We start from the raw sequence: 26,970 nt of genomic DNA on the forward strand, positions 1-26,970 counted from the left end.
GCTCGGTTTTTTGTATCTAAGCGAAGGTTATTGCTTGTCTTGTAAGCGACGAGTTTTGAAATCAGACTCGGCTTTCCACTTAGGCCAGTCGCCGTTATCAGCAAGTTTGGCAGCAATATCAACTATCAGTTCGATATCTTGCTCAACACCACCCATAGACCAATCTGCTGAATAGTCGTCAGCTTCTTTATGATATTTGTGCGCGATGTAATCTGGATCTGTATCACCTAAACTCATAAACAATAAGCTAGGAACCCCTTGCTTAGCCAGCGAGAAGTGATCAGAGCGGAAGAACAAACCATTTTGAGGACGCGGGTCCATTTTTACATGACGACCTTGTGCTTTCGCTGCATCTGCAAGGTAGTCTTCCATTTCAGACATGCCTTTACCGTATTGTAATATGTAGTCAACGCCATCTAGCACGTTCATACCATCAATATTAAGCAGCGCGACCATTTGCTTGGTTGGTACAATCTCGCCAGTTGCGAATTGCTCTGAGCCAATAAGCCCTGTTTCTTCAGCCGTAAAGTTGGCAAAGATAATAGAGCGTTTAAATGGTTTTTTCTTATGCATTTCAATAAGTATACGGGCTATTTCAACCGTTGCTGCGCTACCTGATGCGTTATCAACAGCACCATTGTAGATTTTCACACCGTCATCAGTTTGCTTGGTGCCAAAGTGGTCCCAGTGCGCACCAATTACAATGTACTCATCAGGAGTTTCGCTACCTTTAAGCGTTGCAACAACATTATGCGATTGCGCTTGAGAGATATCACTTTTCAGTGTCAGCGCTGCTTTCGCTTTTAAGTCGACAGGTTTAAAGTCAGCTTTTAGTGCGTTGGCTTTTTCAGTTTGATAATCAAGGCCTGCTTGAGCAAAAATTTCATTTGCCGCTTGCTCATCAATCCAACCCATTACAGGGATGTCAGAAGCATTCTTATCTTGGTCGATTAAGGTATATTTGCTACCCGTGTTCGAGCTTTCTACAACGCTCCAAGGGTATGCGGCAGGAGCCGTTTCGTGAACGATAAATACTGCTTTTGCACCTTGGCGAGCACCTTCTTCATATTTGTAAGTCCAACGACCGTAGTAGGTCATAGCATTACCGGTGAAAAGCGTGTCGTCTTGGGTGGCAAAACCAGGATCATTAACAAGCACGATAATTGTTTTGTCTTTTACATCAATATCTGCAAAGTCATCCCAATTATATTCAGGTGCATTAATACCATAGCCAACAAACACAACATCAGAGCCATCAATGTTGATTACAGGGTTAATTTGTTGGGTACGGGCGGTAAAATCACTGCCAGCATTAAAGCTTAAATCACCCACTTGTAAGGTCATGTTTTGATCTGGAGTGAGTTTTGCCATGGTAACTGGCTGTAAAAACTCACCATTAAAACTACCGCTTAAGCCGAGTTTTTTATATTCATCGGCTAAATAGTTAATAGTGAGCGTTTCGCCTTCAGTTAAAGGGCCACGGCCTAAGAATTCATCAGAGGCGAGGGTTTTAACATGTGAGCGTACATTGGCAATGTTTACGGCTTCATTGCTTTCAGCGTTTGGTTTATCAGTGCTTGTTGTTGGTTGCTCAGAGCAGCCGAATAAACCTATTGCAAGTGCCAAGCTTGCATACTTAAGGTGAGTTGTCATAGTTTTTCTGGTTGATTGCACAGGGTTTCACTATATGGGACGCGAAGGGGGGCTGTCCAGAAAGAGTCTACAAATAACTAATTATTCAGGATGAAAGGATAATAATGCACCTTTCATCCTGTCAATTTTACCACCACGCTTTATCAATCGCCGTATCTTGAATTTTAAATACCTCTCCAACTAGCGGAGTACTCAGTGATACTTGCTCTTGTCCTGCTTTTTTAGCGACACGTTTAAGTGGGTCATACCAAGCATGAAAGGCCAGATCGAATGTTCCATTATGCACTGGCACCATCACATCACCTTGTAAATCGAGGTGAGCTTGTACTGATTGCTCTGGTGTCATGTGAATGTCAGCCCAATCTTTGTCGTAAGCACCAGTTTCAATAAAAGTGATATCAAACGGACCATAGCGATTACCAATCTCTTTAAAGCCAGCAAAATAGCCAGAGTCACCGCTAAAATAAAAGCGCTTGTCATTTACTTTAATAGCCCAAGAGCCCCAAAGAGTTTTATTGCCATCTGTTAAACCTCGGCCAGAAAAGTGCTGGGTTGGTGTAAATACAATTTGGCTATTTGCCATATTTTGCTCTTGCCACCAATCAAAACTATGGACTTTTTGTTCATCAACGCCCCATTTTTTCAGGTCGTTTTCGACTCCTAATGGCACATAAAAAGAATCTGTTTTATCAACAAGCTGTTTAATTGCTGCTTTATCTAAGTGATCATAATGGTTGTGTGAAATAAACACTTTAGCAATGTTTGGTAGCTCTTTAATGCTGATAGGTGTTGGCTGAAAGCGCTTTGGCCCCATGAATGAAAAAGGCGAAGCGCGCTCTGAAAATACCGGATCAAATAGCCAGTATTCGCCATACACTTTCGCTAAAATAGAGGAGTGACCTAACTTCACAAAATGCACTGTGTCATTAGATAAACGCTCAAGCTGTGCATGAGAAACAGAATGCATAGGCAGTTCACCTGTTGGCTCTGCATCAATTTTCTTTTCTGTAATAAAGCGTTTGAAGATACCTAGCGTTTTCTTAAAGCTGGGTCTTTCTACCTCAGCAGTATTGTGGAACTTGCCATCAGATAACTGCGCAGAGTGGCTGTTATCACTCACGCCTTCAGCGGCTAATTGATTATTCATAATAAACACTCCTATCACGATGCATAGAGTGGCGATTGCGAGCCATTTTAGAAATTTCATATCGTCACCATAAGTAAACTACACGGTGTAGTTTTTCATGGTTTGCTATAAAAGTAAACTATCTAGTGCATTTTTTATTTTTGCGTTACACTAGTAACCCTTATCGGAGGGGGCCATGAAATTATCACAGAGAAAACGATTAGATATTTTGAATGCAGCTGAAACATTGTTTTTTCAGCAGGGCGTTGAGCATACAAGTATGGATCAGGTTGCAAGCTTAGCGGGTGCCTCAAAACGTACCGTCTACAATCACTTTGAAAATAAAGATGTGTTGTTTCAAGCAATTCTAGTGTTTATGTTTGAAAAAGTCCGCCAAGAGCAAGCGGTTGTATTTGATGCCGCTGTGCCAATTGCACAGCAGTTAACACGCATTGCTGAACAAGAAGTGGCACTTTTGACCTCTGAAGAGTTTTTAAAAGTAGCCAAAGTCGCTTTCATGCAGATGTTACAGCAGCCTGATTTAGCAAAATCATTAGCCAGTAATAACATGGGCTGTATGCAAGATCTGGTGGCGTTTTTAGAAGCAGGTGTGCAAGCACAGGTTTTAACGATTGATGATGTTGAGTTTGCAGCAAAACAGTTTGTGTATCAGTTAAAGTCGCTGATCTTCTATCCGTTGCTGTATGGCTTTGAGCGCCAAGAAGGCGACTCCGATAACAAAGTAATAAGCGAAACTGTAAAAATGTTCTTAGCGCGTTATGGGCGCTGATATTTTGGAACATAAAAAAGCCCGCTTAATGCGGGCTTTTAAATAGTTGTAAAAGTATTACTTCACTTCTTTACCAGCTGCTTGTTGGTCAGCATGGTAGCTTGAGCGAACAAATGGACCACAGGCCGCATGTGTAAAGCCAATTTCGTCTGCATAATCTTTTAAAGCATCAAACTCTGCTGGCGGCACATAGCGTTTAACCGGTAAGTGGTGCTTAGAAGGTTGTAGGTATTGACCTACCGTTAGCATATCAACGTTATGCTCGCGTAAATCACGTAATACTTCTTCGATTTCGCTAATTTCTTCACCTAAACCTACCATCAAACCAGATTTAGTTTTCACATCTGGATGTGCTTCCTTAAAGCGGCGTAACAATTCAAGTGACCATTTATAGTCAGCACCTGGACGCGCTAATTTGTATAAACGCGGTGCTGTTTCTAGGTTGTGGTTAAATACATCTGGCGGCGTCTCGATTAAGATATCAAGGGCTCTGTCCATACGACCACGGAAGTCAGGTACTAGAATTTCAATCGTGATTTCTGGGTTGTGCTTACGAATTTCACGAATACAGTCAGCAAAGTGCTGTGCACCACCATCACGTAAATCATCACGGTCTACTGACGTGATTACAACATAGCTTAGCTTCATGTCTTTAATAGTCAGCGCTAGCTTTTCTGGCTCAGCTGCGTCTGGTTTTAATGGACGGCCATGGGCAACATCACAGAACGGACAACGACGAGTACAAATAGCACCTAAGATCATGAAAGTCGCGGTACCATGGTTGAAACATTCAGATAGGTTAGGGCACGAAGCCTCTTCACACACTGAGTGTAAACCATGTTTACGCATCGCTTGTTTAATACCATCAATACGTTCAGTTGATTTTGGTAAGCGAATTTTTAGCCACTCTGGCTTACGCAGCATTTCGTTTTTTTCAGTAGGTAAAACTTTAACTGGGATCAGAGCCATTTTTTCTGCATCACGCAGTTTTACGCCTGGTTCCATTTTGACTGGTTTATTCATTCGTTTTCAAACCCTTCAGTGTGCTTAACCACAGTAGCATTAAGCTTTTTAATCATGTGTTTTACAAGCCCTGCACCTGCTTGCTCGAGGTTTTGCGGACCGTTAAGATCGGTTGTTTGCACCATGTTCATACCAGCATAGCCGCATGGATTAATACGTAAGAATGGACTTAGATCCATACTTACATTTAGTGCTAAACCGTGGAAAGAGCAACCGCGGCGAACGCGAAGGCCTAATGAGGCAACTTTGCTGTCGTTAACGTAAACACCGGGTGCGTCCGCTTTCGCGTAGGCATCAATGTCGTAGTCTTTTAACGTATCAATAATGCACTCTTCAAGCCAGGTTACCAGCTCCCTTACACCAATGTTTAAACGACGTAAGTTGAATAGCACATACATCATTTGTTGGCCTGGTCCGTGATAGGTAACTTGACCACCACGATCCACTTGGATCACTTCGATATCACCGGTATTTAATAAGTGCTCAGCTTTGCCTGCTTGGCCTTGCGTAAATACTGGCTCGTGCTCTACAAGCCAAATTTCATCTGCTGTGTGCTCATCACGGGTGTCGGTAAAAGATTGCATTTTTTGCCAAATTGGCATGTAACGCTGACGACCTAGTTGACGAACGATTAATTCTCTTTCGCTCACGACTTACTCCGTAATCGGCCTATAGCATGTGACGTACGTCATCGATGTTGCTGATCACGTTATAAATTTCTTCAATGTGCTCTTTACTTGTAACCGTTGCTACAAGCGTTACAGATTCGTAATTACCTTTGCTGCTTGGTTTTACCTTTGGCGCATAATCGCCAGGTGCAATTGGTTGCAGCTTTTCTAGGATCTGATCTGTTAGATTTACGTTAGCTAAGCCCATGATTTTAAATGTGAATGGGCATGGGAAATCTAAATACTCGTCAAACTTAGTATTTTTTACAGGTTGAACCACGACGGTGACTCCTCAAACAGTGAGTGTGCTTAATAGAGGTGTTCTCTGCCATTTCTTGGCGTTAAGCAAACTTAGATTACGACGCACTCGACCCAGCGCGACTGATATGGGGCGCATTCTATCATTTTTCAGACAAAAAAAAACGCCTTGCGGTGCAAGGCGTTTATAAACTTTATGACCAGATTACTGAATTTGTAAACGTAGGTAATCGTAGATCTTGCTAAAGAAGCTGCCTTCTTCCACTTCTTCTAGTGTAACTAGTGGATATTGTGCAATTTCTTCACCTTCAAGCTGTAAGAATAGCGTGCCTACTTTAGTACCTTTAGCAAGCGGTGCTTCTAATGTTTTATCAAGTTCGAAGTTCGCTTTTAAGTTTTTACGCTGACCACGTGGAATCGTAATAGGTGTGTCTTCTAAGATACCTAACGATACGTTTTCTTTGTTACCCATCCAAATACGTTGCTCAGCAAAGCTGTCGCCTGCTTTATATGGCGTGATTGTTTCGAAAAAGCGGAAACCGTAGTTCAATAGTTTTTTGCTTTCAACTTTACGAGCACGTTCGCTTTCAGTGCCCATTACTACCGCGATTAAACGCATGTCATCTTTAGTTGCAGAAGTTACTAAGCTATAACCCGCTTCTGACGTATGGCCAGTTTTAATACCGTCAACGTTCATGCTTTCATCCCATAACAATGAGTTACGGTTGTATTGCTTGATGCCGTTAAAAGTGAATGATTTTTTCGCGTATACTTCGTACTCATCTGGTACATCGCGAATAAGTGCAGCACCTAAAGTTGCCATATCACGTGGTGTCGTGAAGTGTTCGTTAGTATCTAAACCATGGCTATTTACGAAGTGGCTGTTAGTCATGCCAAGTTTTTCAGCGTGGGCATTCATTAAATCAGCAAATGCGCTTTCGCTACCAGCAATGTGTTCAGCCATGGCTACACAGGCATCGTTACCTGATTGAATAATAATACCGTGGTTAAGGTCATCAACGCTGATCTGCTTACCTACTTCGATAAACATTTTTGATGATTCAGGAAAATTCTTTGCCCAGGCTTTTTCACTGACTGTAACCATATCAGTTGGTGCAATATTACCTGCTTTGATTTCAGTACCAATTACATAACTGGTCATCATTTTGGTTAAACTAGCCGGTGCTAATTTTGTATCTGCTTCGCCTTCGGCAATCACTTTACCTGTGGTGAAATCAACCAAGAAATAACCTTTCGCATTAACTTGAGGTGGGGCAGGGATAATTTGGGCTGTTGCAGAAAATACGCTAGCAGTGCAAACAAGGCCACAAACGCCACTTAAGATTTTATATTTTATAGATTTCATCGTACTCATTAATGGTTAAAGTTAAACATGTTGCGTTGACCTATTCTAAAGGTCTTACTCACTGTAAAGCAAGAACGCGTTCTGAAATTGGTTTTGTTTTAGCTTTTCTAAAACTGCTTGTGCTTCTGCGGCATCTTTTATTGGACCAAGACGTAACCGATAGATTCCATCTTTTTCAACAATGTTTGTTGGCACATGATATTGCTGACGAAGTTGAAACGCGAGCGCTTCAACATTAGCAAGAGTACTTCCCGCTGCAACCTGAATGTAGCTTAAACGAGGGGCAGAATTGGCAAGGGTAACAGCCTCAACCTTAACACGGGCTGTACCTTGTCGGTAATAACCTAATTTATAGGCCGCAGAATAAGATAAATCGATAATCCGGTCATCATGAAATGGGCCACGGTCGTTTATACGAACAATTACTGATTTTCCGTTATCTAAATTTGTTACTCTGGCAAAGCTCGGTAGCGGCAGTGTTTTATGAGCTGCTGTCATCGCAAACATATCGTACACTTCGCCGTTTGAGGTGTGATAATTGTGAAACTTTCGACCATACCACGAAGCAATGCCTTCTTCAGAGTAGCCAGTTTCATCTAACATCGGCGTGTAGCGTTTACCACGGACTTCGTAAGGGCGACTAGCGCTTGCGCTTTTAACAACCGGGGTGACTATGGCATCTTGCATTTCAAGTTCGGTTGGTTTTCGAAGCGGGGCTGCATCATGCTCCATAGCATAACGGCCTTGCTGAGATGAAGAGCTACATGCTGCTAGCAGCACAGAAAATAACGCTATAAGTAAGTAATTGACTCGCTGTGTCATTATTTTAAAAGCATCCTTTTATCGGTGGCGATAGACATGATAATGCCAAATCCGGCCATCAAGGTCACCATTGAGGTGCCACCATAGCTTATTAGAGGTAACGGAACACCTACTACAGGCAGTAAGCCCGAAACCATGCCAATATTTACAAATACATAAACAAAGAAGGTCAGTGTTAATGCGCCGGCAAGCAGTTTACCAAACGCATCTTGCGCATTGACCGCAATATATAAGCCACGGCCAATAATAAACAAGTACATACAAAGTAATAAACAAACCCCAAACAGGCCAAACTCTTCGCTCAGTACAGAAAAGATAAAATCGGTATGACGCTCAGGTAAAAACTCTAATTGTGATTGGGTGCCTTGCAGCCAGCCTTTACCCTCAATGCCACCAGAACCTATCGCAATTTTCGATTGAATAATGTGGTAACCCGAGCCAAGCGGGTCGCTTTCAGGATCTAAAAAGGTCAGTACCCGTTGTTTTTGATAATCAAGCATCACGTAATGCCAAAACGGCCATGCTGCCAAACCAACAGTAGCAGATAAAAAGCCAATAAGACGCCAACTTAGCCCAGATAAAAACAATACAAATATCCCTGAACTGGCAATCAAAATAGAGGTGCCTAAGTCGGGTTGTTCTTTAATTAAAATGGTTGGCACCATTACAATCGCAAAGCCAATAATTAAATGAATGATTCTTGGCGGTAAATGGTTACGCCCGATATACCATGCAACCATCATTGGCACGGCTATTTTCATTAATTCTGACGGTTGGAAGCGGGTCACTCCTAAATCAAGCCAACGCTGTGCACCTTTTGAACTAACCCCAAATAACAACACCCCAACCAGCATTAAAAGCCCCACGCAGTAGAGCGGAATAACCATACTCTTTAATGTGTTAGGCGAAAACTGGGCGAGTATAAACATACCTAAGATAGCGCCAAACATACGTGTTGCGTGGCGTATCATCATTGCAGAGTCTTGGCCGCTAGCGCTGTAAACAATTGCTAGGCTGGCTACCATCATCGTCATAAGGGCGATAAGTAGTGGTAAATCGAGGTGTAGGCGCTGCCAAATTGAGCGTTTTTTATTTAATGGGATCATGGCGCGTCACTTTGGGCTATTTGAATCGGGTTCGCTGAGAAATAGTAATCCATTAATTGACGCGCAATAGGCGCACCAACTGTACTACCACCACCGGTGTTTTCAACCACCACAGAGACCACAATTTGTGGATCGTTATAGGGTGCAAAACCAACATAGATAGCGTTATCACGTTGGCGCTCTTTAAGTGATTTTGCGTCGTAACGCTCACCTTGAGCAATACTCACAACCTGAGCAGTACCTGTTTTCCCTGCTGGGTCGTAATTCGCCCCTTTAAATGCTTTATGAGCAGTACCTGTGACTTTGTGTACGGTGTTGTGCATCGCATCTAGCGCAATTTGCCAATGATGAGGGTTCTTTAATACTACAGGTGGCTTTTCATCATTATTAATTTGCGTTACTTCGTTTTCTTTTTTAGCGACTTGTACAAGGTGCGGAGGATGATCGAGCCCGCGGTTCACTAATATGTTGGTTGCATTAGCTATTTGCATTGGTGTTGCGGTCCAATAACCTTGGCCGATACCCACTGAAATGGTGTCGCCGCGCCACCATGACTCTCTAAAGCGGGCTTCTTTCCATTCTCGCGATGGCATAATGGCGGATGTTTCTTCATGAATATCGATTCCAGAGAGTTGGCCAAAGCCAAACTGCGTCATAAAGTCACTGATTTTGGTGATCCCTAAACGGTAAGCAACATCGTAAAAATAGGTATCGCATGACTCTTCAATAGCACGATAAACATCAACATGACCATGGCCCCAACGTTTCCAGTCACGCCATTTGTGCTCCACATTAGGAATTTGGAAAAAACCCGGATCCCAAATTTGTGTTTGCTCGGTTACCAGTCCTTCTTCAAGGGCAAGGATCGACATATGAGGTTTAACTGTAGAGGCAGGTGCATAACGCCCTTGCGTGGTACGGTTAATTAGCGGTCGGTCTGGGTTTAACAACTTTTTGTAATCTGTGCTGCTGATACCATGGACAAATAAATTCGGGTCATAACTTGGGTTAGAGTAGAGTGCTAAAACGCCGCCATCTTTAGCATCAAGCACCACAATGGCACCACGCATATCTTTTAAGGCATGTTGAGCAATTTGTTGCAGGCCAATATCTAAAGTAAGTACTAAGTCGTGACCAGGTTCAGGTGGTGTGAGGCTTAAAGTGCGGATAACTCGGCCACGGTTATTCACTTCAACGCGCTGCGAACCAACCACACCATGAAGGAGTTCTTCGTAATACTTTTCGATACCCAGCTTACCAATGTCATGTGTTGCACGGTAGTTCGTTGCTTGGTCTTCAGCTTCCAGTTTGGTGAGTTCTTTTTTGTTGAGTTTGGCAACATAACCTAAGGCATGGGTAAGGGTATCGCCATAAGGGTAATAGCGTGCTAAACGCGCTTCGATACTAAAGCCAGGAAACTTATGCTGATTAACCGAGAACTTTGCAACTTCGGTTTCGTCTAAACGGGCTTTTAATACTTGGCTTTTAAAGCGGCGATTGTGCTTAATGTCATCTAGAAAGTCAGCTTTTTGTTGCTCAGTTATTTTAATAACTTTTTCAACTTCGCTCAGTGCCTCTTCAAGGTTATCAACTTCCTCGGGTATTACTTCTAAATTATAAACTGGCTTGTTTTCAGCCAGTAATACGCCATTTCTGTCGTAAATAAGCCCACGGTTAGGGGCAATTGGAATAACTTTGATGCGGTTATCGTTCGAACGTGTTTGATAATCTTGATGTTCGATAACTTGGATGTTGTATAGGTTAGATAACAACACACCAATTAACAGTGTAACAAACACAAAACCCACAAATGCTCGGCGAGCAAACAAGTTTGCTTCAGCCGAGTGGTCTCGAATCGTGGGTCTGTGTTTTCGCATTGGCTTTACTACTCGCGATGATAAGGGTGGTTGTTATTCAAGCTCCAGCCTCGGTATAGGCTTTCAGCAACAATAATGCGCACTAAAGGGTGCGGTAGTGTTAGGTTGGATAATGACCACTTTTGCTCAGACGCTGCAATACACTCAGGTGCTAAGCCTTCTGGTCCACCGATCAATAAGCTAACATCGCGACCATCAAGCTGCCACTTTTCCATACTTTTTGCCAGCTGATGGGTATCCATTGGTTTACCGGTGACTTCTAGCGTCACAATGCGGTTGCCTTTAGGGATAGCAGCAAGGGTTTTTTCGCCTTCAAGTTGTAAAATACGTTTGATATCCGCATTTTTACCACGTTTACCTGCGGGGATTTCAATTAGCTCAAGGGGCATATCACGTGGGAAGCGACGTTGATATTCTGTGAAACCGGTTTCAACCCATGCTGGCATTTTGGTGCCAACAGCAATCAATTGTATTTTCAAAATGGTTACCTATGTCCTTGCTAAGGGTTAGCCCCAAAGTTTCTCTAGATCATAGAAGTCGCGAGTTTGGTCTTGCATTACATGCACAACCACATCACCTAGGTCTACAAGCACCCATTCACCTTCGTTTTGGCCTTCGTAACCGAGAGGTTCTTCACCAGCATGGCGTGCTTCTTTAGCAACATGATCAGCAATAGATTGTACATGGCGTTTAGAGTTACCTGAGCACACTAACATGTAATCAGTAATGTCAGACTTACCACGAACATCAAGCTGTACCACATCACGGGCTTTCATATCGTCGACTTTATCAAGGGCAAATGCGAGTAGTTGTTTAGAATCCAAAGTGTTTTCTCAAAAATAAATAATCTTAATTTGTTATTTTATCACGCAGGCAGTATTTATTCATCTGTTTGGTAAAGATGATGCTGCGCAATGTATTGACTTACATTGGTAGGTAAAAGTTCCGCTATATCATTATTTAAATGCAGCTTTTTTCTGATTTCGCTTGAGGCGGCATTAACTTGTAAGCCATTTAAAAAGAATAACTTACCTGCAGGGGTTTGTTGTAGCTGGCTAAGTTGCTCTGTTACGGCATTCTCTTTATAAGCTGAAAGTTCACCAGATACTTGGCAGTGCTGCCCCGGACGCTGGTACACAACGATATGACAAAGTTTGACAATCTCTTGCCATTTAAACCATTTATCTAGGCTATTGAATGAGTCCATACCGATTAAAAACATAATCGGCGCTGCTGGGTTTTCTGCACGTAGCTCTTCTAAACTCAGCAAAGAATAAGACGCACCTTCTCGGTTTAGTTCGCGGTAATCGATAGCAAAATGCGGATTGTTGTCAATCGCAAGTTTTAGCATGTTTATACGATGCTCATCACTTATTCCTGGCTTAGCTTTGTGGGCAGGAATAGCGCAAGGCATGAAGTAAAGGGTATCGAGTTGGCACTGCTGAACACACTGCTGGGCCATATTAATATGACCTAAGTGAATTGGATCAAAGGTGCCACCAAAAATAGCAATCATGAATTGTTACTCTTAGTCAAAGACCGGGTGGCAAGGTAAAGGTATCGCCACAGGTTGGCAAAACACTAAGCATATTTGCATTAATGCTTGGTAGGGGGCTACAAGGTTGCCTTGTTTATATGCGGCATCAAACTGAGCTAATTGTTTGGTAATTTGTTCGAGTACTTGGATGTTCAAGCGGTTTAAGGCCTGTTGTACAACAGCTTGTTGGTTTTTCCAAATATTATACTTTTTGTATAAATCAGCCATATTGGCACCATTCAAGCGCCCGTGTTGCATAGCCAGTAAGTTAGCAGCTTCTTTATTGATGGCCCAAAAAATACTCATGGCTTCAGTGTTATCAGCAGCCAGTTTAGTCATTACTTTAACCGCTTGTTCGGCGTGGCCATTTAATAAAGCATCACTTAAATCAAAAATATCAAATTTTGACTGATTCAGTAGCCCTTGCATCACAGCTTGTTGGTCAATTAGCTCACTACCATAAAGCAAAGATAGCTTTTCTAACTCTTGATGACAGGCAAGTAAATTTCCTTCAGTGGCATCAATTAAGCTTTGTTTCGCGTTGTTATGAAGGTTTAAGTTTAAACGGTAGCATTGCTCATCTAACCAGCGGCTCAGGTGATTACCTGTTAATGGGTAACAAGGAACAAATAAGCCTTGCTTATCGAGGGCTTTAAACCAAGCACTGCGTTGAATATCTTGGCTGGCTTTGGCACCTTTTAAAACCAAAATAGTATCGGGGTTAGCAAGCTCAACAAGCTGCTTAAAGATTTGACTGCCTTGCGTACCTGGTTTTTGCTCGTTTAAATCAAACTCAATTAAGGTACGAGCGCTGAACAGTGACATACTTTGATATTGAGCAACAATTTCTTGCCAATCAAAACCCGGCATTAAGGTAAATTTTATTACCTCGTCAAAGCCTTGCTGTTTAGCTGCTTGGCGAATTTGCATGATGCACTGAGCAATTTGATAAGGCTCTTCACCAAACACCATGTAAAAAGGCGCGAGGCCTTTTTTTAACTGGCTAGGAAGCTGGTTTGCATAACAACGCATTACAGTTGTGATAACTCACGAACAATACGACGACTCGCTTGCTTACGAATTTCGCCTAATAGCAAATCAAGCTCTTTTGCTTTTGCAAGGGCATTGTCTGGGTCGTCTTGGTAGTTACGATACAATTCAAAGCTTTGATTAATCGCTTTTTGTCCAGGGCGCTTCAGGGTATAGCTTACGCTATAGGCAAGTTCATATTCAGCAACCTGACCATTATCAAACAATGACAGAATTTGACGCTCTAAGCGGTCTTTGTGAATCTTTAACTCTGGATGTTTACCAACTTGGTTAAGCTCAACTTTACTCGCAATCAGTTCTTTTTCGACTAATTCGAATAAGGCTGACTTTTCATCATCACCAACAAGGGTGATTACTTTCAAGTCGTCAGGCAAGTTAGAGGCTTTCTTTAAGTGAAAGCCACAACTTGTCAGCAGTAAACAGACTAGCGCAAGGGCTAGTCCGTTTTTCAGTGCTTGAAGCGCTGCCATCTTAGTTAGCAACCACGTTAAGTAGTTTGCCAGGTACGTAAATTACTTTACGGATGGTCGCACCTTCAGTGAACTTAGTCACGTTTTCTTCAGCAAATGCCAATGCTTCAACTTGCTCTTTGGTTGCATCAGCAGGCACTGTTAACTTAGCACGTAGCTTACCGTTAACTTGTACAATGATTAGCTTCTCATCTTCAACAAGTGCTGACTCATCAACTGTTGGCCATGCTGCATCTAAGATGTCGCCTTCTTTGCCAAGGTCTTGCCATAACTGGTGACACATGTGCGGTGTGATAGGCGCAAGCATGATAAGTAATGCTTCTAGTGCTTCGTTAGCAATTGCTACATCTTGTTTATCAGCAAGTGGTGCTTTAAGTAACTTGTTCGAAATTTCCATGATTGCAGCGATTGCAGTGTTGAATGTTTGACGACGTTCAACGTCATCAGTCACTTTTGCAATTGCTTTATGAAGTTCACGGCGAAGTACTTTTTGGTCGTTATTTAACGCTGACTTATCAAGCGCTTGATAACCTACTGTTTCTACATCAACAGCGTATTTCCAAATACGTTTTAAGAAACGCATTGCACCTTCAACACCTGAATCAGACCATTCAAGAGTTTGCTCTGGTGGTGCTGTAAACATCATGAATAAACGTACTGTATCTGCACCGTACTGGGCGATAACTTGTTGTGGGTCGATACCGTTATTTTTCGATTTCGACATTTTGCTCATGCCTGCAGAGAATACTGGCTCGCCATCTTCTTTGTGCCACGCTTTAACAACACGACCTTTGTCGTCTGTTTCAGTTTGTACGTCTGTTGGTGAAATCCAGATATCACCGCCTTTCTCATCTTTACGATAGAAAGTATCAGCTAGTACCATGCCTTGACATAATAAGCGCTCAAATGGCTCATCTGAGTTTACTAAACCAAAGTCACGTAATAGTTTGTGGAAGAAACGCGAGTAAAGTAAGTGCAAGATCGCATGCTCAATACCACCAATGTATTGGTTTACTGGTAACCAGTAATTTGCTGCACCTGGTTCAATCATGCCTTCGTCAAAACGTGGGCTACAGTAACGAGCGTAGTACCAAGACGATTCCATGAAGGTATCGAAGGTATCAGTTTCGTGGAATGCAGGCGCACCATTTACCGTTGTTTTAGCCCACTCAGGATCAGCTTTGATTGGTGAAGTAACACCATTCATTACCACGTCTTCTGGTAAGCGAACTGGCAGCATGTCTTCTGTTGCAGCAAGTTCATCACCATTTTCGTCGCTTAACATTGGGATTGGAGAACCCCAGTAACGCTGACGGCTAACACCCCAGTCACGTAGACGGAAATTAACTTTACGCTCGCCTACACCCAGCGCTTCTAGTTTGTCTGCAACGGCATTAAATGCTGCTTCAAACTCAAGACCATCGAACTCACCTGAGTTAACTAACACGCCTTTTTCTGTGTATGCTTGATTGTCTAAATCAACCGTTTCTTCAGAGCCTGCAGCTGGTTCGATTACTTGAGCAATTTCAAGGCCATAAGCTGATGCGAACTCGTAGTCACGTTGGTCATGTGCAGGAACGGCCATAACTGCGCCTGAGCCGTAATCCATTAATACAAAGTTAGCAACCCAAATCGGTACTTGCTTACCTGTTAATGGGTGAATCGCATAAAAGCCAGTTGCAATGCCTTTTTTGTCCATGGTTGCCATGTCTGCTTCAGCGATTTTCGTGTTTTTACACTCATCAACAAACATAGCTACAGCGTCGCTGTTTTTAGCGGCTTCTTGTGCAATAGGGTGACCAGCAGCAACTGCTACATACGTCACACCCATGAAGGTATCTGGGCGCGTTGTATAAACACTGAATGTATCTTCGTTATCGGCACGCTTAAATTCGATTTCTAAACCTTCAGAACGACCAATCCAGTTGCGCTGCATGGTTTTAACTTGCTCAGGCCAGTGATCAAGTTTATCTAAATCGTCTAGTAGCTCTTGTGCGTAATCAGTGATTTTGATGAACCATTGTGGAATTTCTTTTTGCTCAACAATGGCACCTGAACGCCAACCACGACCATCAATAACTTGTTCGTTAGCAAGTACAGTTTGGTCAACTGGATCCCAGTTTACTGTTGACATCTTTTTGTATACTAAGCCTTTTTCGTAAAGCTTAGTGAAGAACCACTGTTCCCATTTGTAGTATTCTGGGTGACATGTTGCGATTTCACGATCCCAATCATAACCAAAGCCTAATTGCTTTAACTGGTCGCGCATGTAATCGATGTTTTCGTAAGTCCACTTAGCAGGTGCTGTGTTGTTTTTGATTGCCGCATTTTCAGCAGGTAGACCAAACGCATCCCAACCCATAGGTTGCATTACGTTTTTGCCTTGCAAGCGTTGGAAGCGTGATACTACGTCACCAATGGTGTAGTTACGAACGTGACCCATGTGGAGTCGGCCGCTTGGGTATGGGAACATAGATAGACAGTAATACTTTTCTTTGCTCTCATCTTCAGTGACTTTAAATACTTGGTTTTCTTCCCAGTAGGCTTGTACTTTTGACTCAATGTCTTGCGGGTTATATTGCTCTTGCATCTACGATTCCAGACTTCTTGCAAATTAATAAAAAATTGTCGATAAGGATAACCCAAAATACATGCTAATCACAGCGGCAAATAGGCGCTTTTGTTAATTTTCCAAGGAAATATATTTTCAGGGCAGGTTAACCTATACTCAACTAGAATAACGGTTGATTTTTCATCATTTTTGAAGGAGTAAACGATGGCAGATTATAAATCTTGGTTGAGCGATTTAAGTGCATGGCTCAAAGATGTAAAAGATCATGAGCTAAAAGATGCAATGGAAAAATTTGTTGAATCAGAGCAAGCACTTAAAGACTTAGGACAAGAAAAGCTCAATCAGTATCGTGACTATCTACAACGCGATATCGACCACATCAAAGAAAACGACAGTCACTATGATTCACTCGCATGGCTCGAGCTTAAAGAGTCGCTTTGGTACGAGTTATCGCACATTGAAGATAAAACCCAGCTCGAATGGCAAGCCTTAAATCAAGATTTTCAACATAATGGTGTTTATCAAGAGGGAGAATGGATAGCCATGGGCACATTAGTATGTAAAAATTGTCAGCATAGTTACGATGTTTACCATGCTACGCAAATTACTCCTTGTACTGAATGTGGCGGTATTTATTTTCGCCGTAAGGCATTACAACCTTAATCAGTGACGCAGGCTTGTGCTGGGCGTTACCTATAATGCCCAGTCAAGACTGGGAAATAAGAAGTTAGAATGACAAAAAAACTAATCCCACTACCTGTTTCTGCGTTAGCACCTGAGATTGCAGCAAGTCATGTTGCGACTTGTATGCAAAACCCATATCCAGAAGCGTTGCCATTTATTGGTCAGCAACGTGCACAAAGTGCCCTCGACTTTTCACTCGGAATGGAATTACCGGGTTACAATGTTTATGTCATGGGTGAAGCGGCTCATGGTCGTTACACCTTAGTAAAAGACAAACTCACGGCTCATTCAAAAGACCGCCCAACGCCTAATGAGTGGTTGTATGTTAACAACTATGATGACCACCGCGAGCCAATCGCGTTATTCATGCAAGCAGGCCAATCAAAGCAGTTAGCTGACGATATAGATTCATTTATCGACGAAGTACTCGATACATTCCCAGCAGCTTTTGATAACCCAGGTTATCAACGCAAGAAAAAATCAATCGACCGTGAGTTTACCGATACTTACGATGCGGCAATTACTGCTGTTGAAATTGCAGCACTTGAGCAAAGCGTAGCATTGATTGAAGAAAATGGTGTTGTGGGATTTGCGCCTTTAGTGAATGGTAAACAACTGAGCGACAGTGAATTTTCAGCCCTTGATGAGCCACTGCGTATTGAGTTTTATGAGGTTATCGAAAAGCTTGAAGACGCATTAATCGAAGCGCTGATTGAGCTTCCTCGTTGGAAGCGAGAGTCATCTGAAAAACTACGTAACCTTAAAAAATCAACTGCTGAGCTTGCCACTAAGCCACTCATTAAAGCCCTTGAACATAAATACGCGACGCACATCGGTGTGTTGCGTTATTTAAAAGATATTCGTGAAGAAATCATCGATGCGGTACTTGAATGGCTCGACGATGATGAAAACGACGAAAATAAAGAAGACTTTGACCGTAAAGGGATGCTCACAGACTTCTTTGCGCCAAATATTCTAGTCGAATACAAAGAGGGCGATGCAGCCCCTGTGGTGTATGAGCCAAACCCGACCTTTGGCAATATTTTCGGCAAAATTGAATATGCGACCTCACAAGGCTCGCTTATCACCAGTTACCGCTCAATTCAGCCAGGTGCATTGCACCGTGCTAATGGTGGCTATTTGATTATGGATGCTGAAAAAGTCATGGCGAACCCGCAAGTGTGGGATGGCCTTAAGCTTTCTTTAAAAACGCATCAAATCAAAAACGACTTACCCTATCAAGACAGCTCTGTGGGAAGCAGCTTTACGTTACGTCCGCAGCTTATTCCTCTTGATGTAAAAATAGTGCTGCTAGGCTCTCGCGACCTTTATTACACCATTGGTGAATATGACGAAGAGTTTGCAGAGTTATTCCGTGTACTTGCTGACTTTGATTATTACTTACCAAGTAGCGATAAACTGCAATATCAGTTCATTACCAAGGTGACTGAATATTGTCAGCAAACACTTAATTGCACCGTAAATGAAGCTGCAATGGCAAGATTACTAAAGTTTAGTTATCGCCAAGCTGAGCACCATAACAAACTCTCAGCTCGTTTTGCTGATGTATTAGAGTTAGTGGCAGAAGCCAGTTTTTATGCCAAACAAGATGGCCAAACAGTGATTGATGCTCATCACATAGATGAAGCCATTGTTGGTAAGCAATACCGCACAGGGCAAATTTCAGAAACCATGCTGAGTGATATCAAAGAGGGGCAAATTTTAATTGCAACCGAAGGTCACGCAGTGGGCAAAGTAAATGGCTTAACTGTGCTGCATATTGGCGATACCTCATTTGGTACACCTGCACGCATAACAGCCACTGTATACGCAGGTGCAGATGGCGTAATTGACGTTGAACGTGAAGCCGAGCTAGGCAAAGCCATTCACTCAAAAGGGGTGATGCTATTAACGGGTTACTTAGGTAATAAGTATGCTCAGCAATTTAGCCTAACGCTCAGTGCCAATATCGCAATAGAGCAAAGCTATGGCTACATCGACGGTGATAGCGCTTCATTAGCAGAGCTGTGCGCGCTTATATCGGCCATTACGAACTTACCTATTAGCCAGTCTATCGCACTGACAGGTTCAATTAACCAGCATGGTGATGTGCAATCAATTGGTGGCGTAAACGAGAAAATAGAAGGCTTCTTCAAGCTTTGCAAAATGCGTGGCTTAACCGGTGAGCAAGGGGTGATTATTCCTAAATCAAACCAAGTTAATTTAGTGCTTGATGACGAAGTACTCGATGCGGTTGAAAAAGGGCGCTTTAATATTTATGCCGTTGAAACGGTTGATCAAGCTCTCAGCTTATTAATGGATAAAGACGCAGGTGAAATGACCGCAGAAGGTTACCCTGAAGGCTCTATTAACGCGCTAGCCTTAGCAAGGCTTGCCAATATTGCAGATATCGTAAATGGCGACAATGATGATGAGAAGGACGCAGAATGATTAATTTAATACTTTTACTGATCATTGGTATTTTTTGTTTTTTAATCTTTAAAAATAGTAAAAAAGCGAAGCTACAAGCCCTTGAAAATGAAAAACTCGCCGCGGACTTTTTAGCGAATAATAGTAAAGCCGACGATATTCATGAAACCGCATCTGGGCTGCAATACAAAATTGAGCAAAGTTCTGGTAATGACACAAAGCCAAGTGCAACCAGTAAAGTAAAGGTTCACTATCACGGTACGCTTATGGATGGCAGTGTTTTTGACAGTTCAGTGGTAAGAAACTCACCAATTAGCTTTGGTTTAAACCAAGTCATTGCAGGCTGGACCGAAGGCTTACAACTCATGAGCGAAGGAGATAAATTTACCTTTTATATCCCGCCTCAGCTTGCTTACGGCCGTAAACGCGTCGGCAGCATTCCTGCAGGCTCGCTACTTATATTTGATGTAGAGTTGATAAAGATAGAATCTTAAATGTAAAAAGGCTTCATTATGAAGCCTTTTTTAATTGTTATTTCTTAATCCTTACAAATACACCCACAGCGCTCAGTAATATCACTACCGCCCATACTGGCCAATTGCCATATTGACTATAAATGCTATCGCCTTTAATTAACGTGATATTGGCTTCGAGTACATCCGCTTTAAATTGTGGCATAGCTAATTGTGATTTAGCGATAGGGTCGTAAACGGCGCTAATACCATTGTTGGTCACGCGAATTAGCGGGCGCTGTAACTCTAAGGCGCGCATACGCGCTATTTGCATGTGCTGATGCGGGCCATGTGAGTCACCGAACCATGCATCGTTACTCACCGTGAATAAAATGTCGGAGTCACTGCGATAATTACCACGAACCAACTCAGAAAAGGCAATTTCATAGCAAATAGCCGGTAAAATGTTTAAGCCATTTGCGCGTAAATTGTTTTGCACTTCATCACCACGGGTAAAGGAGGACATAGGCAAATCAAACAGTGGCGCAATTGGGCGCAAGAAGTCCTGAAACGGCACAAACTCACCAATGGGTAATAACTGATGCTTTTGGTAGCGGTTTTTACCTAAATATTGATAGTGGCCTTCACTGTCATCGTGTTCTTTTTTACCAAGCACTATTAAGGTATTAAAAATGTTACGCGTGTCGTATTGGTAATCAACGATACCGGTAATAAGCGCGGTGTCATTAAACGTTGCAGCACTATCAAGGCCTGTTAAATACTCGGTTGATAATGCTTCAAGCTCAGGCACAGCAGCTTCTGGCCAAACAATTAAATCAGCATTCCAATGCAGGCGAGTCATATCTTGGTATTTGCTCATAGTCGTCCAAAACTCAGACGGCTCAAAACGAAGATGCTGTTTAATATTACCCTGCACCAGTACAGTTTTAATGGTTTTATCTTGGTAGTGTAGCTGGTTGCTGCTTGCAATCGTATATAAGCCAGCTAATAGGGCTACAGAGGCGATAAGTGGTTTGCCATCTTTGCTTGCTAGGCGATATAAAGCAAACGCAATTAACATACATACAAGCGTAATCCCAAACTCACCAATCACTGGGGCTAAAAAATTAAGTGGGCTGTCTGTTTGCGTGTAACCAAAACTCAGCCACGGAAAGCCTGTTAACAATGTGCCACGTAAGTATTCTGTGGTTGCGATAGCGGCGAGTAACCAACATATAAAGCTATATGGGCCTGTAGCAAGGCGTGTTGTCAGCCAAGTAGCTAATGCAGGATAAAGGGCTAAATAAGCACAAAGCAGCACCATTAACGAAAGTGATGCGATTAATGGCATGCCACCAAAGGTCGCTATTGATACATGCACCCAGCTTATACCTGCACCAAACCAACCTAAACCAAATATAAAGCCATATTTAGCACTTTGTTTAGCGGCTAATTTACCGTTTGCGAGAGGGTTAATGCAGTAGAGTAGAGCACCAAGGGAAAGAAAAGTTATAAACCATAGGTTATAGGGTGCGTAACTTAAGGTTAAAAAGAGGCCCGCAACAAGTGCGAGCCAGGCTTTTTTATCTTTTGCAAGGTGACTTAGGTTAGTTAGCAGTTTCTTCACTGTCGTTATCATCAGCCTTTGGAATGGTGACTTGCAATTGTAAGATACGGCGGTTATCTGCGTTAGTGACTTTAAATTGTAAGCCTTCTACCTCGATTGTTTCACCACGGCTTGGCATGTGGCCAAATGCATGTAAAACAATACCACCTATGGTGTCAGCATCTGAGGTGCTGTAACCGGTTTTAAAATACTCATTAAAGTCATCAACTTCAGTCAACGCTTGCACAGCGTAAACGTGTTTTGCAACTTGGCGAATATCTTGTAGGTCTTCACTTTCATCGTGCTCGTCTTCGATTTCACCCACGATGATTTCAAGAATATCTTCGATAGTGACAAGACCAGACACGCCACCATACTCATCAATAACAATCGCCATGTGGTAACGTTGTTGACGGAACTCATTAAGCAGCGTGTCTACACGTTTACTTTCAGGCACTACAACTGCAGGACGCAAATATTCACGTAAAGAAGGCAGTTGCTCATCTTTATTGATGATCAGTGGTAATAAATCTTTTGCTAATAAAATACCCTCAACATGGTCTTTGTCTTCACATACCACAGGAAAACGTGAATGTGTTGAATCAACCATCATAGGTAATAGCTCTTCTAATGGTGTATCAACCTCTAAGGTTACCATTTGCGAGCGTGGGATCATGATGTCCCGCACTTTCAGCTCTGATACACCTAGCACCCCTTCAATCATATCCTTGGTTTCAGGGTCGATAAGGTCGCGTTCTTGCGCATCGGCAATTACTTCTACCAGCTCTTCTCTATTCTGGGGTTCCCCTTGCAACATTTGGGCTATGCGGCCCAGCCACGTTTTGCCAGAAGAACCCTGGCTAGTTTGCGAGTTGTCGTCGCTCATTGCGTCTAATTGCTCCGTTAATTTAAATATCGTCTCGATATGGGTCAGCGATGTTCAGATCGGCAAGTAATTGCTTTTCTATGCTTTCCATTTCAAGTGCATCTTCGTCCTTTATATGGTCAAATCCAAGTAAATGCAAGCATCCATGGATAACCATATGGGCAAAATGGTCGTGAAAGGTTTTTTCTTGCTCAATTGATTCGGCTAAAACAATAGCCGGACAAATGATTAAATCACCTACTAAAGGTAACTCAATGCCCGGTGGTGCTTCAAATGGAAAAGATAAGACATTAGTCGGTTTATCTTTGCCGCGGTAATCATTGTTGAGCTGCTGGCTTTGTGCTTCATCGCTTACCACTATAGTCAGCTCTGCATCTTCACGGTAGTTGCTAAGGGCTTTGTCAGCCCATAGCTGGAATTGTTCAAAGCTTGGTAAGTCGTCAAACTCACAGGCTATTTGTAAATCTAATTCGGTCACGAGTTTGCTTCTTGTTGGTTTGCTTGCGCTTCTTTCGCACGTTGTTTCTCTGCACGTTTTAAACGTTCTGCTTCATCGTTTCGCTCATAAGCTTCAACGATACGAGCAACAACCGGATGGCGAACCACATCGTGTGATTGGAAGAAGTTAAAGCTAATTTCATCGACACCGTTTAATACTTCGATGGCATGACGTAGGCCTGAGCGGGCACCGCGCGGTAAATCGACTTGTGTAATATCACCCGTAATCACCGCTTTTGAATTAAAACCAATACGGGTTAAGAACATTTTCATTTGTTCTGCTGTGGTGTTTTGGCTTTCATCGAGAATAATAAACGCGTCATTTAGCGTACGACCACGCATGTAAGCAAGGGGCGCAACTTCAATCACGTTTTTCTCAATTAGCTTTTCTACACGCTCAAAACCCAGCATTTCAAATAATGCATCGTATAGAGGGCGTAAATACGGGTCGATTTTTTGGCTTAAGTCACCCGGTAAAAAGCCTAGTTTTTCACCAGCTTCAACCGCAGGACGAGTTAATAAAATACGGCGAATTTCTTGACGCTCTAAGGCATCAACAGCAGCAGCAACCGCTAAATAAGTTTTACCTGTACCGGCTGGGCCAATACCAAAGGTAATATCGTGGTGCAAAATATTTGCAACATACACGCCTTGATTATCATTGCGCGGTTTAATAACGCCACGGCGAGTTTTAATCACCATGTCTTTGCCATATACGCCTGGGTTTTCATCTTGCTCTAGCGCATTTGATTCGCTAATTGCCAAGTGTACGGCTTCAGGTTCAATCTCGCCAATCAGGCCGCGAATAGGTTGAGTTTCAATATAGAGGTTTTTTAGTATCTCAACAGCCGCTGCTGCAAGGTGCAGTTTACCGGTTACTCTGAAGAAATTATCACGGTGAGCAATCTCAACACCAAGGCGGCGTTCAATTTGCTTAATGTTTTCGTCAAACGGACCACATAAAGATGAAAGGCGTTTGTTGTCGGCGGGTTCTAAATAAATCTCTAATGTTTTTAACTGATTACTCAAAATTGCTTCCTATTGATGGGTGCAGGCTGTGCCTGCACCAAGTGTCACCCTAAGGTACGAAAGTAGCAACGCCAATTTCGTTAGGGGCCGTAGCAGCTTCAGCTTCAGCAGCTTTATTTAAAATAGCTGAAGGTGCCACATCACGGCGTAAGTTCATTTCTGATTCTGTACGAATTAATTCACCACGTAAAGAGTTTGGCAATGCTTCTGTAATACGTACATCAACGAATTGACCGATCACTGAGTGAGGGCCTTCAAAGTTAACCACTCGGTTGTTCTCAGTTCGGCCACGTAATTCCATTGGATTCTTCTTAGAAGGACCTTCAACTAGGATACGCTGTTCGGTATCAAACATTTGGCGGCTGATTTGCTGCGCCATTTGCGTGATACGGTTTTGCAGAATGTATAAACGTTCTTTTTTCTCTTGCTCTGTTACGTCATCTGGTAAATCAGCAGCAGGCGTACCAGGGCGCGCACTGTAGATGAAGCTAAAGCTCATATCAAAACCAATATCATTGATAAGGTTCATAGTTGCTTCAAAGTCCGCTTTGCTTTCGCCTGGGAAACCAATGATGAAGTCTGAAGACATGCTTAGGTTAGGGCGAATTTTACGTAACTTACGAATCGTAGATTTGTACTCTAGTGCAGTGTGACCACGTTTCATAAGGTTAAGAACACGGTCTGAACCACTTTGCACTGGTAAGTGTAGGTGGTCAACAAGCTCAGGTACGTCTGCGTACGCATCAATGATATCTGGCGTAAATTCTACAGGGTGCGATGTGGTATAACGAATGCGGTCAATACCGTCAATCGCAGCGACATAACGTAGTAAGTCAGAGAAGTAACAAATTTCACCGTCATGAGTTTCACCACGATACGCATTTACGTTTTGACCAAGTAGGTTTACTTCGCGAACACCTTGCTCTGCAAGTTGGGCAACTTCAAGTAAGACGTCATCAAGTGGGCGGCTTACTTCTTCACCACGCGTGTAAGGTACTACGCAGAATGTACAGTATTTAGAGCAACCTTCCATAATTGATACGAATGCAGTTGGGCCTTCCGCTTTTGGCTCAGGTAAACGGTCGAACTTTTCAATCTCAGGGAATGAAACGTCAACTACCGAGCTGCTGTCGCCACTTTGCACTTGCTTAATCATTTCAGGTAAGCGGTGTAATGTTTGCGGGCCAAAGATTACATCAACAAACGGCGCACGTTGACGAATTGAGTCACCTTCTTGTGATGCAACACAGCCACCAACACCAATGATTAATTCTGGTTTGTCGTCTTTTAATAGTTTCCAACGGCCAAGCTGATGGAATACTTTTTCTTGTGCCTTTTCACGGATTGAACAGGTATTGAGTAAGATCACGTCAGCATCTTCAGCTTCTTCAGTTAACTGATAGCCGTTAGTCGCATCTAGTAGATCAGCCATTTTCTGAGAGTCGTACTCGTTCATCTGACAACCCCAGGTTTTAATATGCAGCTTTTTACTCATTGAAATATAGCCTCGTTTTCAATTCGGTAGTGACACAAAAATGTGTTAGAAACAGGATTAAGTGGCAAGTATGCCGACTTAAAGGACGCGTATTTTAGCTGGATACCCGCACAGATCCAAGTATAGTTTTTATCTTTGTGGTGTGAAATCAAACAAGTCACTGTTTTGAAATTCATAAGCAGTAAATGCACTGACACGCAATATTGAATTACGTTACAATTTATCTCGTATTTAAATAGCCAAATGAGCGAATATTAAATGAATAAAAATAAGGTAATTGTTGTCGGTGGCGGCATGGTAGGTGCTGCCACTGCTGTAAAACTGGCCAAGCAGGGTAGGGATGTCACAGTTATTGAAAAGCACCTTATCGATGCTGATCACATTTTAAGCTCAGATAAGGTAGATATTCGCATTTCGGCTATTAATCGTTTTTCAGAGAATTTACTTGATGAGCTTGGTGCAATGCCATTACTAAGACAAAATCGTATCGCACCTTATCAACAATTAGAGGCCTACCAGCAACAAGGCGAAAATTTATTGTTTGATAGTCATGAGATTGGCGAAACGCATTTAGGTCATTTAATCGAAAATAATTTAATTCAAGCAAGTCTTTGGCAGCAATTCGCCAAGTATGACATCGAAGTGATAGAGCAGTTATCTGCCATCACGGATATTACGCAAACGGCTGATTCAATCACCTTACATTATGGCGATACTCAATATACCGCTGATTTAGTTGTTGCTGCAGATGGTGGACAGTCACAATTGCGAACTAAAGCTGGTTTAGGTGTAACGGGTTGGCAATATGGCCAGCATTGCATGGGCGTGTTAATCAAATTAGATGCCCCACAGCAGGTAAAAACGTGGCAACAATTTACGCCAACCGGGCCTGTGGCGTTTCTACCGATGCAAGCGCCTTATGCTAATTTAATTTGTTATCACGATGCTGCGGTTTTAAAGCAGTGGCAAACAATGTCGAATGAGCAACTTAAAGCAAAACTCATTGAACATTTCCCTGAACTACCGGGCGACTTTGAATTACTTGAGCATGCTGTTTTTCCACTTGCACGCCAACATGCCAATGATTACTCGCACGGACGTTTAGTTTTAGTGGGTGATTCGGCGCACACAATTAACCCGCTTGCTGGGCAAGGTGTAAACTTAGGCTTTCAAGATGTTGTAGCACTGGCAGATATTTTGGCAGATCAACTTGATGTTGGTCAGCAAGCGTTATTAAAGCGCTACGAGAAAAAACGCCGCTACGCTAATTTACTAATGATGAGTATGATGGATGCGTGTTATTTTGGTTTTTCAAACGAGATTAAACCACTGAGCTGGGTGCGCAGTAAGTTTTTAAAGCTTGCCAATAACACAGGCCCTGCAAAGAACTGGGTTTTAAAATATGCGATTAGCGGGACATTAAGTTAATAGTAAAAAATTAATCGTACAAAAGGCAAAGAAGCGGGGTAATGAAAATTAGCCCGTTTTTTTGTGCTAATACCAATCCGCAATAATACTTAATCATTTTGAGGGATTAAACCTGTCGCTACCTGCGTTAAAAATTTCTGATTT

The 26,970-nt window shown here is 42.5% G+C and carries 25 protein-coding genes; 5 read left to right on the forward strand and 20 right to left on the reverse strand.

Features of this window, described 5'->3' with window-relative positions; genetic code table 11:
- Positions 1–27: 27 nt before the first annotated feature.
- Both NO991_RS11975 and NO991_RS11980 read right to left on the reverse strand, forming a co-directional pair.
- Positions 28–1,653 (reverse strand): M28 family metallopeptidase, encoded by a 1,626-nt coding sequence (locus NO991_RS11975; RefSeq protein ID WP_300417947.1) that lies wholly within the window; start codon positions 1,651–1,653, stop codon positions 28–30.
- A 127-nt stretch (positions 1,654–1,780) separates the two neighbouring features.
- Complete coding sequence (locus NO991_RS11980; protein ID WP_300417928.1) at positions 1,781–2,800, reverse strand: MBL fold metallo-hydrolase; 1,020 nt, start codon at positions 2,798–2,800, stop codon at positions 1,781–1,783.
- Between the two features lie 175 nt (positions 2,801–2,975).
- On the opposite strand from NO991_RS11980, the gene NO991_RS11985 reads away from it, so the two are divergent.
- On the forward strand, positions 2,976–3,569 hold the full coding sequence (locus NO991_RS11985; RefSeq protein WP_062564346.1) for a TetR/AcrR family transcriptional regulator: 594 nt from the start codon (positions 2,976–2,978) through the stop codon (positions 3,567–3,569).
- Between the two features lie 57 nt (positions 3,570–3,626).
- Here the strand turns inward: NO991_RS11985 and lipA are convergent, their stop codons facing one another.
- The 13 genes from lipA to leuS all read right to left on the reverse strand — a co-directional run bounded on the left by lipA (position 3,627) and on the right by leuS (position 16,336).
- Complete coding sequence (gene lipA / locus NO991_RS11990) at positions 3,627–4,592, reverse strand: lipoyl synthase (RefSeq protein WP_054551675.1); 966 nt, start codon at positions 4,590–4,592, stop codon at positions 3,627–3,629.
- The gene (gene lipB, locus NO991_RS11995; protein ID WP_082389180.1) at positions 4,589–5,242 is read right to left on the reverse strand and encodes a lipoyl(octanoyl) transferase LipB; all 654 of its coding nucleotides are present in this window, start codon (positions 5,240–5,242) and stop codon (positions 4,589–4,591) included. The genes lipA and lipB overlap by 4 nt, the downstream gene beginning before the upstream one ends.
- 19 nt (positions 5,243–5,261) lie before the next feature.
- Positions 5,262–5,540: a DUF493 family protein YbeD gene (gene ybeD / locus NO991_RS12000; protein ID WP_054551674.1), complete on the reverse strand. Its 279-nt coding sequence runs from the start codon at positions 5,538–5,540 to the stop codon at positions 5,262–5,264.
- Positions 5,541–5,723: 183 nt separating this feature from the next.
- On the reverse strand, positions 5,724–6,884 hold the full coding sequence (locus NO991_RS12005; RefSeq protein ID WP_054551673.1) for a serine hydrolase: 1,161 nt from the start codon (positions 6,882–6,884) through the stop codon (positions 5,724–5,726).
- A gap of 54 nt (positions 6,885–6,938) precedes the next feature.
- Positions 6,939–7,706, reverse strand: coding sequence for a septal ring lytic transglycosylase RlpA family protein (locus tag NO991_RS12010; RefSeq protein WP_371352056.1), 768 nt, complete (start codon positions 7,704–7,706; stop codon positions 6,939–6,941).
- Entirely contained in the window at positions 7,706–8,812 is a 1,107-nt protein-coding gene (gene rodA / locus NO991_RS12015; protein ID WP_054551671.1) for a rod shape-determining protein RodA, read from the reverse strand. Before rodA ends, NO991_RS12010 begins: the two co-directional genes overlap by 1 nt.
- Positions 8,809–10,689 carry a penicillin-binding protein 2 gene (gene mrdA, locus NO991_RS12020; protein ID WP_187490083.1) on the reverse strand — a complete coding sequence of 627 codons (1,881 nt, stop codon included), beginning with the start codon at positions 10,687–10,689 and terminating at the stop codon, positions 8,809–8,811. Before mrdA ends, rodA begins: the two co-directional genes overlap by 4 nt.
- Positions 10,690–10,697: 8 nt before the next feature.
- Positions 10,698–11,168: a 23S rRNA (pseudouridine(1915)-N(3))-methyltransferase RlmH gene (gene rlmH, locus NO991_RS12025; RefSeq protein ID WP_036967350.1), complete on the reverse strand. Its 471-nt coding sequence runs from the start codon at positions 11,166–11,168 to the stop codon at positions 10,698–10,700.
- 27 nt (positions 11,169–11,195) lie between these two features.
- Positions 11,196–11,513, reverse strand: coding sequence for a ribosome silencing factor (gene rsfS, locus NO991_RS12030; protein WP_054551669.1), 318 nt, complete (start codon positions 11,511–11,513; stop codon positions 11,196–11,198).
- Positions 11,514–11,569: 56 nt separating this feature from the next.
- Positions 11,570–12,205, reverse strand: a complete 636-nt coding sequence (gene nadD, locus NO991_RS12035) for a nicotinate-nucleotide adenylyltransferase (protein ID WP_300419189.1) — start codon at positions 12,203–12,205, stop codon at positions 11,570–11,572.
- Positions 12,206–12,217: 12 nt separating this feature from the next.
- A complete protein-coding gene (holA, locus tag NO991_RS12040; protein ID WP_062564350.1) occupies positions 12,218–13,258 on the reverse strand; it encodes a DNA polymerase III subunit delta in 1,041 nt (346 codons plus the stop codon).
- The gene (lptE, locus tag NO991_RS12045; protein WP_055196911.1) at positions 13,258–13,746 is read right to left on the reverse strand and encodes an LPS assembly lipoprotein LptE; all 489 of its coding nucleotides are present in this window, start codon (positions 13,744–13,746) and stop codon (positions 13,258–13,260) included. The genes holA and lptE overlap by 1 nt, the downstream gene beginning before the upstream one ends.
- 1 nt (position 13,747) lies before the next feature.
- Positions 13,748–16,336 carry a leucine--tRNA ligase gene (gene leuS, locus NO991_RS12050; RefSeq protein WP_300542524.1) on the reverse strand — a complete coding sequence of 863 codons (2,589 nt, stop codon included), beginning with the start codon at positions 16,334–16,336 and terminating at the stop codon, positions 13,748–13,750.
- A gap of 186 nt (positions 16,337–16,522) precedes the next feature.
- On the opposite strand from leuS, the gene NO991_RS12055 reads away from it, so the two are divergent.
- The 3 genes from NO991_RS12055 (at position 16,523) to NO991_RS12065 (ending at position 19,926) form a co-directional block, all read left to right on the forward strand.
- Positions 16,523–16,981: a zinc ribbon-containing protein gene (locus tag NO991_RS12055; protein ID WP_054551664.1), complete on the forward strand. Its 459-nt coding sequence runs from the start codon at positions 16,523–16,525 to the stop codon at positions 16,979–16,981.
- A gap of 69 nt (positions 16,982–17,050) precedes the next feature.
- The gene (locus NO991_RS12060) at positions 17,051–19,453 is read left to right on the forward strand and encodes a Lon protease family protein (RefSeq protein WP_054551663.1); all 2,403 of its coding nucleotides are present in this window, start codon (positions 17,051–17,053) and stop codon (positions 19,451–19,453) included.
- Complete coding sequence (locus NO991_RS12065) at positions 19,450–19,926, forward strand: FKBP-type peptidyl-prolyl cis-trans isomerase (RefSeq protein ID WP_054551662.1); 477 nt, start codon at positions 19,450–19,452, stop codon at positions 19,924–19,926. Before NO991_RS12060 ends, NO991_RS12065 begins: the two co-directional genes overlap by 4 nt.
- Positions 19,927–19,963: 37 nt before the next feature.
- On the opposite strand, the gene lnt is transcribed toward NO991_RS12065, so the two are convergent.
- The 5 genes from lnt to miaB are packed head-to-tail and all read right to left on the reverse strand — an operon-like array spanning position 19,964 to position 25,398.
- Complete coding sequence (gene lnt / locus NO991_RS12070) at positions 19,964–21,511, reverse strand: apolipoprotein N-acyltransferase (RefSeq protein ID WP_300359929.1); 1,548 nt, start codon at positions 21,509–21,511, stop codon at positions 19,964–19,966.
- On the reverse strand, positions 21,492–22,376 hold the full coding sequence (gene corC, locus NO991_RS12075; protein ID WP_054551660.1) for a CNNM family magnesium/cobalt transport protein CorC: 885 nt from the start codon (positions 22,374–22,376) through the stop codon (positions 21,492–21,494). Before corC ends, lnt begins: the two co-directional genes overlap by 20 nt.
- Before the next feature lie 22 nt (positions 22,377–22,398).
- Positions 22,399–22,854 carry an rRNA maturation RNase YbeY gene (gene ybeY, locus NO991_RS12080; RefSeq protein ID WP_054561820.1) on the reverse strand — a complete coding sequence of 152 codons (456 nt, stop codon included), beginning with the start codon at positions 22,852–22,854 and terminating at the stop codon, positions 22,399–22,401.
- Entirely contained in the window at positions 22,851–23,903 is a 1,053-nt protein-coding gene (locus tag NO991_RS12085; RefSeq protein WP_054551658.1) for a PhoH family protein, read from the reverse strand. Before NO991_RS12085 ends, ybeY begins: the two co-directional genes overlap by 4 nt.
- Before the next feature lie 49 nt (positions 23,904–23,952).
- Positions 23,953–25,398: a tRNA (N6-isopentenyl adenosine(37)-C2)-methylthiotransferase MiaB gene (gene miaB, locus NO991_RS12090; RefSeq protein ID WP_054551657.1), complete on the reverse strand. Its 1,446-nt coding sequence runs from the start codon at positions 25,396–25,398 to the stop codon at positions 23,953–23,955.
- A 258-nt stretch (positions 25,399–25,656) separates the two neighbouring features.
- Here miaB and NO991_RS12095 point away from each other — a divergent pair, with 258 nt between their 5' ends.
- On the forward strand, positions 25,657–26,826 hold the full coding sequence (locus NO991_RS12095; protein ID WP_300359935.1) for an FAD-dependent oxidoreductase: 1,170 nt from the start codon (positions 25,657–25,659) through the stop codon (positions 26,824–26,826).
- The last annotated feature ends 144 nt before the right edge of the window (positions 26,827–26,970 follow it).

This window comes from Pseudoalteromonas sp. DY56-GL22 (genome assembly GCF_041414715.1).
Classification (GTDB): domain Bacteria; phylum Pseudomonadota; class Gammaproteobacteria; order Enterobacterales; family Alteromonadaceae; genus Pseudoalteromonas; species Pseudoalteromonas simplex.

Excerpts from the sequence above, each read along its gene's own strand:
- NO991_RS12065 (WP_054551662.1), top strand. The coding sequence starts at position 19,450 with ATGATTAATTTAATACTTTTACTGATCATTGGTATTTTTTGTTTTTTA.
- lptE (WP_055196911.1), bottom strand. The coding sequence starts at position 13,746 with ATGGCAGCGCTTCAAGCACTGAAAAACGGACTAGCCCTTGCGCTAGTC.
- miaB (WP_054551657.1), bottom strand. The coding sequence starts at position 25,398 with ATGAGTAAAAAGCTGCATATTAAAACCTGGGGTTGTCAGATGAACGAG.
- holA (WP_062564350.1), bottom strand. The coding sequence starts at position 13,258 with ATGCGTTGTTATGCAAACCAGCTTCCTAGCCAGTTAAAAAAAGGCCTC.
- mrdA (WP_187490083.1), bottom strand. The coding sequence starts at position 10,689 with ATGCGAAAACACAGACCCACGATTCGAGACCACTCGGCTGAAGCAAAC.
- NO991_RS12095 (WP_300359935.1), top strand. The coding sequence starts at position 25,657 with ATGAATAAAAATAAGGTAATTGTTGTCGGTGGCGGCATGGTAGGTGCT.
- NO991_RS11980 (WP_300417928.1), bottom strand. The coding sequence starts at position 2,800 with ATGAATAATCAATTAGCCGCTGAAGGCGTGAGTGATAACAGCCACTCT.
- NO991_RS11975 (WP_300417947.1), bottom strand. The coding sequence starts at position 1,653 with ATGACAACTCACCTTAAGTATGCAAGCTTGGCACTTGCAATAGGTTTA.
- NO991_RS12055 (WP_054551664.1), top strand. The coding sequence starts at position 16,523 with ATGGCAGATTATAAATCTTGGTTGAGCGATTTAAGTGCATGGCTCAAA.
- nadD (WP_300419189.1), bottom strand. The coding sequence starts at position 12,205 with ATGATTGCTATTTTTGGTGGCACCTTTGATCCAATTCACTTAGGTCAT.
- leuS (WP_300542524.1), bottom strand. The coding sequence starts at position 16,336 with ATGCAAGAGCAATATAACCCGCAAGACATTGAGTCAAAAGTACAAGCC.
- lipA (WP_054551675.1), bottom strand. The coding sequence starts at position 4,592 with ATGAATAAACCAGTCAAAATGGAACCAGGCGTAAAACTGCGTGATGCA.
- NO991_RS12060 (WP_054551663.1), top strand. The coding sequence starts at position 17,051 with ATGACAAAAAAACTAATCCCACTACCTGTTTCTGCGTTAGCACCTGAG.
- NO991_RS12005 (WP_054551673.1), bottom strand. The coding sequence starts at position 6,884 with ATGAAATCTATAAAATATAAAATCTTAAGTGGCGTTTGTGGCCTTGTT.
- NO991_RS12010 (WP_371352056.1), bottom strand. The coding sequence starts at position 7,706 with ATGACACAGCGAGTCAATTACTTACTTATAGCGTTATTTTCTGTGCTG.
- NO991_RS11985 (WP_062564346.1), top strand. The coding sequence starts at position 2,976 with ATGAAATTATCACAGAGAAAACGATTAGATATTTTGAATGCAGCTGAA.
- corC (WP_054551660.1), bottom strand. The coding sequence starts at position 22,376 with ATGAGCGACGACAACTCGCAAACTAGCCAGGGTTCTTCTGGCAAAACG.
- rodA (WP_054551671.1), bottom strand. The coding sequence starts at position 8,812 with ATGATCCCATTAAATAAAAAACGCTCAATTTGGCAGCGCCTACACCTC.